At 72.0% G+C, this 6661-nt stretch carries 2 protein-coding genes; both read right to left on the reverse strand.

The annotated features are described in order from the left end of the window. A partial coding sequence (locus tag VT50_RS32325) for a type I polyketide synthase (RefSeq protein WP_206269520.1) occupies positions 1-1561 on the reverse strand: 1561 nt, incomplete at its 3' end. A gap of 21 nt (positions 1562-1582) precedes the next feature. Further along, on the reverse strand, positions 1583-6628 hold the full coding sequence (locus VT50_RS32330; RefSeq protein WP_053048554.1) for a type I polyketide synthase: 5046 nt from the start codon (positions 6626-6628) through the stop codon (positions 1583-1585). Between the last annotated feature and the right edge of the window lie 33 nt (positions 6629-6661).

Raw genomic sequence — 6661 nt, forward strand, 5'->3', positions numbered from 1 at the left:
GCGCCCTACTCGTCGCCAGCGAAAACCCCACATCCACGGCAGACAACCCCTCAGCCGCCTCAACAAAATCAGCCAACCGCGCCGCCTGCGCCCGCAACCCCTCAACCCCACGCCCCGACACCGGCCACACCACCGGAACGTCCGCACCATCACCACGCTCGGCAACCGGCGACGGCTCAGCCTCCTCCACAATCACATGCGCATTCGTCCCACTGATCCCGAACGACGACACACCCGCACGCCGCAGACGACCATCCCCCACCTCCCACACCCGCGCCTCACCCAACAACTCCACCGCACCCGACGACCAATCCACCTGCGAAGACGGCTCACCCACATGCAACGTCCGCGGCAACACCCCATACCGCATCGCCTGCACCATCTTGATCACACCAGCGACACCGGCGGCCGCCTGCGTATGCCCGATGTTCGACTTGATCGACCCCAACCACAGTGGCCGGTCGCGGTCCTGGCCATACGTCGCCAGCAACGCCTGCGCCTCGATCGGATCGCCCAACCGCGTTCCGGTCCCGTGCGCCTCCACCACATCCACATCGGACGCGGACAGACCAGCACTCGCCAACGCAGCCCGGATCACCCGCTCCTGCGACGGACCATTCGGCGCCGTCAACCCATTCGACGCACCATCCTGATTCACCGCAGAACCCCGCACCACCGCCAACACCTCATGGCCGTTGCGCCGCGCGTCCGACAACCGCTCCAGCACGACCATCCCAACGCCTTCGGCCAGGCCGAGTCCGCCCGCCGCGTCCGAGAACGCCTTGCACCGGCCGTCAGCGTCCAGAGCACCCTGACGGCTGAACTCCACGAACACCATCGGCGTCGACAGCACCGTCACACCACCGGCCAGCGCCAGCGAGCACTCGCCCTCCCGCACCGCCTGGGCAGCGAGGTGCAGCGCCACCAGCGACGACGAACACGCCGTGTCCACCGTCAGCGCTGGTCCCTCCAACCCGAACACATAGGACACCCGGCCGGAGACGACGCTGCCCGCGTTGCCGGTCAGGACGTAGCCCTCCGCGCCGGTGTCATCGGCGGGGGGACCGGCGAGCAACGCGGTGTAGTCCTGACCGCTGGCGCCGACGAAGACGCCGGTTCCGCTGCCGCGCAGCGAGTCCGGGTCGAGCCCTGCCTGTTCGAACGCCTCCCACGACGCTTCCAGCAGAAGTCGCTGCTGCGGGTCCATGGCCGTGGCCTCGCGCGGGGAGATCCCGAAGAACGCCGGGTCGAAGTCGGCGACGTCGTGGAGGAAACCGCCCTCGCGCACATAGGTGGAGCCCGCCCGGCCGGGGGTCGGGTCGTAGACGGCGTCGATGTCCCAGCCCCGGTCGACCGGGAACGAGGAGATCGCGTCCTGCCCGCTGTCCACCAGCTGCCACAGGTCTTCCGGACTGCCGACGCCGCCGGGATACCGGCAGCTCATCCCGATGATGGCGACCGGTTCCTCGGCTGCCTCGAGCTCGCGAACGCGCTCCTTCGTCCGCTTCAGGTCGGCCGTGACCTTGCGGAGGTAGTCGAGGAGCTTGTCGTTGTCAGTCAAATCGCACACCCCAGCGGTCCCTCAGCCAAGGCCGAGTTCGTCATCGATGTAGTTGAAGATCTCCTCGGCGCTGGCCTCGCCGACGTCGACGCGCGACGTCTCCTGCGGCACCTGGTGGGTGGCCGCCCGCCATTTCGCCAGCACGCTTTCCAGCCGGGTGTCGATCCGGCGGACGAGCCGGTCCGCCGGGCTCATCTCGGCCAGCGCCGACTCCAGCCGGTCCAGTTCGGCGAGCACGGTCTCGGCCGTCTGGTCCGCGGTGCCCGCCAGTTGCTCGTCGAGGTGTTCGGCGACCGCCACGGGCGTCGGCCGGTCGAAGACCAGGGTCGCCGACAGCCGAAGCCCGGTCGCCCTGTCCAGCAGGTTGCGCAGTTCGACCGCGCTGATCGAGTCGAATCCGAGCTCGCTGAATGGACGCTCGGGGCGTACCGCGTCGGCCGACGCCGCGCCGAGCACCTGCGCGGTCCCGTCGCGGACGAGGTCGAGCAGGACTCGGTTGCGTTCGTCCGGCGGCAGTCCCGCGAGCCTCCCGGCCAGTTCCGTGCCCTCGCCATCGGCCGCGGTGTCGTCGGTCGTCGGGGCCAGCTCGTCGAGCAGCGGGCGGGGGCGGGCGGAGGCGTAGCCGGGGATGAAGGTCTCCCAGTCCACGTCGGCGACGACCACCGCGGTCTCGTCCAGGTCCAGTGCCCGCTGCAACGCGGCGATCGCCACTTCGGGGTCGATCGCCCGGATGCCACGGCGGGCCAGGAACTCCTTGGCATGGCTGCCGCTGCCGATACCGGTGCTGTCCCAGGCGCCCCACGCCACGCTCGTCGCGGCCAGGCCGCGCGACCAGCGCGCCCACGCCAGCCCGTCCAACCACGCGTTGGCCGCACCGTACGCACCCTGACCACCGCTGCCCCACACCCCGGCCACCGAGGAGAACAACACGAACGCGTCCAACGACCGCCCGCCCAACGCCACATCCAGATTGGCCGCCCCGCGCACCTTCGCCGCCATCACCGCGTCGAGCCGGGCCGGTCCCAGCTCCTGCAACGGGGTGGGCTCGTCGACTCCGGCGGTGTGCACGACGGCGCTGATCGTCTCGTCGGACACCAGCTGCCGCACCGCGTCCAGGTCCGTCACGTCGCAGGCCACGACGTCGACGACGGCACCCGTGGCCGCCAGCTCCGCGACCACCTCGTCCACGCCCGGTGCGTCCGGGCCGCTGCGGCTGGCCAGTACCAGCCTCCGCGCTCCCCGTGCTGCCAGCCAGCGCGCCACCCGCGTGCCCAACGCGCCCGTACCCCCGGTCACCAGCACCGTGCCGCGCGGCCGCCACCCTCGACCCGCTTCGGTGGCACGGCCGCAGGGCACCAACCGCGGTACGAAGACCCCCGTCGCGCGCACCGCGACCTGGTCCTCCGCTCCGGATGCGAGCGCCCCGCCGGCCAGCGCCCACATACCGGCGTCGGCCTCGTCCGGCAGATCGACCACGCCGCCCCACGATCCGGGCAGTTCCAGGGACGCGACCCTGCCCATGCCCCACACCGCGGCCTGGTCCGGCTCGCACACCTCGCCTGCGCCTGCGGGCACCGCGTTCCGGGTCAGCAGCCAGACGGGAACGCCCAGCTCCGCCGCCGCCGCGGCCTGTACAACCGCCAGCGCCGCCTGCGCGTCCGGCACCGCCGCCAGGAGGCCGCCCAGCGCACGCCCGGACGCGGCCGACCGCAGGCGTTCTGTGAGCGCAGCGCTGTCCTCGGTGGGCTCGACGGTCACGGATTCCCCGAACACCGCGGCCGCGCCGTCCACGCCCAGCAGGAGCCACGTACCGGACGCCACGGCCGGGTCCACCGGTGCGGCCCGCCAGTCGACGCGGTAGCGCAGTCCGGCGACCGTGGAACCGATGCGGTCACGGGACCGCCAGTCGGCGAGTGCCGGTGCCACGATGTCGAGTGCCGCCCGTGCCCGGTCGGTGTCCATCCCGAGCACGTCGGCGAGGTGGTCGGCGTCGCCGGACTCGACCGACGCCCAGAACGCGGTGCCCGCCGTGGAGTCGTCCGTCTCCGAAGGCCGGGCCGTCCGCGGTTCCGGCCAGTACCTGGTGGCTTGGAAGGCGTAGGTGGGCAGTTCGACGCGGTGCGGCTGCCACCGGGCGAAGACCGCGGACCAGTCCACGTCGACGCCGTGCACATGCAGCCGTGACAATCCGGTCACCAGGGCGGTCTGCTCGTCGCGGCCTGCCCTCAGGGTGGGCACGGCCCGCGGACCTCGGTCGGCGGCCATGGCGGTGAGCACCGCGTCCGGGCCGACCTCCAGGAACGCGGTGACGCCCTGCTCGACCAGCCAGGACACGCCGTCGCCGAACCGCACGGTGGCGCGGATGTGGTCCGCCCAGTACCGGGGGGTGCCGATGCGCTCGTCGGCCGCCCCTCCGGTCAGGTTCGACACGATGGGTATGCGTGGCGCGTGGAACGCGATGTCGGCGATGTCCGCGGTGAACTCCTCCAGCACCGCGTCCATGTGCGGTGAGTGAAACGCGCGCGAGACGTGCAGTCGCTTCGTCTTCCAGCCCTGTTCCCGGGACTCCCGTTCGATGGCGGCCACCGTGTCCGCGTCGCCGGAGACCACCACCGAGTCCGGGCCGTTCACGGCGGCCAGGCTGATTCCGGGGGTGAGCAACGGCGCCACGGCCTCCTCGGCCGCACCGACGGCGAGCATCGCACCGTCCGAGCGTGCCCGCTGCATCGCCCGGCCCCGCGCGGCCACCAGCCGGCACGCGTCGTCCAGCTCCAGGACACCGGCCACGCATGCTGCCGAGACCTCGCCGATCGAATGCCCGGCGACGTAGTCCGGCGCCACGCCCCACGCCCGCAGCTGTCCGAACAGCGCCACCTCGACCGCGAACAGCCCGGCCTGGGTGAACACCGTCTCATCCAGCAACGCCGCGTCCGCGGAGCCCGGCTCGGCGAACAGCACCTCGCGCAGTGGCCGGTCCAGCCGACCGTCCAGCAGCGCGAAGATCCGGTCGAGGATGTCGGTGAAGTCCGGCAGCACTCCGTACAGCGAACGGCCCATCCCGGGCCACTGGCTGCCCTGGCCGGTGAACAGGACGGCCAGCACACCGTCGGTCGCGGTGTCGGTGTGCACTCCGGCGCCCGGTGTTCCCGCGGCCAGGGCGCGCAGACCGCGTACCAACTCATCCCGGCCCGTGCCGACGACTGCCGCCCGGTCCGTCAGCTGGGCCCGGGTGGTGACCAGCGAGAAGGCCACGTCGGTCGGCGACACCTCCGGGGCGGACTCGGCGAAGTCGGCCAGGTGGGCGGCTTGTGCCCGCAGCCCGGCGGGGCCGCGCCCGGACACCAGCCACGCCGTCGGACCGTCTTCGACACCGGCCGCGGCGACGGGCTCGGGGGTCCCGACGGGCTCGGCGGTCTCCGTGGGCGGTTGTTCCAGCACTACATGTGCGTTGGTGCCACCGATGCCGAACGACGAGACGCCCGCACGCCGTGGGTGTCCGTTCTCCTTCCACGGCACGGGCCGGTCCAGCAGCGCCACCGCGCCGGACGACCAGTCCACGTGCGACGTCGGGTGCTCGGCGTGCAGGGTCCTGGGCAGCGTCTCGTGCCGCATCGCCTGCACCATCTTGATCACCCCGGCCACACCCGCCGCCGCCTGGGTGTGCCCGATGTTCGACTTCACCGAGCCCAGCCACAGGGGTCGCTCCGGATCCCTGCCGCGCCCGCAGGTGGCGAGCAGCGCCCCGGCCTCGATCGGGTCGCCGAGCGCCGTACCCGTACCGTGCGCCTCCACCGCGTCGACGTCGGAGGGTTCGAGACCGGCCGCGGCAAGCGCCTCCAGGATGACCCGCTCCTGCGACGGACCGTTCGGCGCGGTCAGACCGTTGGACGCACCGTCGGAGTTCACCGCGGAACCCCGTACCACCGCGAGCACCCGGTGTCCGTTGCGCCGCGCGTCGGACAGCCGCTCCAGCACCAGGACGCCGACCCCCTCGGCCCACCCGGTGCCGTCCGCCTCCTCGGCGAACGCCTTGCACCGGCCGTCCGCGGCCAGCCCGCCCTGCCGGGAGAACTCGGTGAACATGCCCGGTGTGGACATGACCGTGACCCCACCGGCCAGCGCCAGAGAACACTCGTCATGCCGCAGCGCCTGCGCGGCCAGGTGGATCGCCACCAAAGACGACGAGCATGCGGTGTCCACCGTCAGCGTCGGCCCTTCGAACCCGAACGCGTACGAAACCCGACCCGAGATCACACTGGCCGAATTGCCGGTGAGCCCGAAGCGGTCGGCGTCCGTGGCGCTCGACGCCATCAGCATCACGTAGTCCTGTCCGCCCGCGCCCGCGAAGACACCGGTACGGCTGCCGGCGAGGGAGTGCGGGTTGATCCCCGCACGCTCCACCGCTTCCCAGGAGACCTGCAGCAACAGCCGCTGCTGCGGGTCCATGGCCAGCGCCTCGCGCGGCGAGACGCCGAAGAACTCGGCGTCGAACTCGGCGACGTCGTGCAGGAACCCGCCGACTCCCGCATAGCTCGAGTCGGCGGTCACGGCGGACCAGCCGCGGTCGGCGGGGAAGCCGGATATCGCGTCCTCGCCTTGATCCACCAGCCGCCAGAGGTCTTCCGGTGACGTCACCGCGCCCGGGTAGCGGCAGGCCATGCCGACGATGGCAACGGGTTCGTCGGTACGGACCCGGCTCCGCCGTACGACCGCCGCCCGGGCGGCGGGGTCCAACAGCCGCTGGCGCAGGTGTGCCGCCAGGGCCCTCGGCTTGGGGTGGTCGAACACGAGCGCCACCGCGAGCTTGAGACCGGTGGCTGCGGAGAGCCGGTTGCGCAGCTCGACGCCGGTGAGCGAGTCGAATCCGAGCTCGCTGAACGGCACGTCGGGTTCGAGGGTGTCCGCCTCGTCGTATCGCAGAACCGCCGCGGCATGCCTGCACACCAGGTGGAGGAGCTTCCGCTCGCTCTCCCGGTCGCTGAGGCCGTCGAACTCGCGGACGAAATCGGTAGCTTCGGGATCCGGCATGTCGTCGGCCCGTGCGGCCGGGGTGTTGGCCAGGGTCACCGGTGCTGTGGTGTCGAGCCAGTAGCGCTGGTG

Source organism: Streptomyces antioxidans, assembly GCF_000968685.2.
In the GTDB taxonomy this organism is placed as follows: domain Bacteria; phylum Actinomycetota; class Actinomycetes; order Streptomycetales; family Streptomycetaceae; genus Streptomyces; species Streptomyces antioxidans.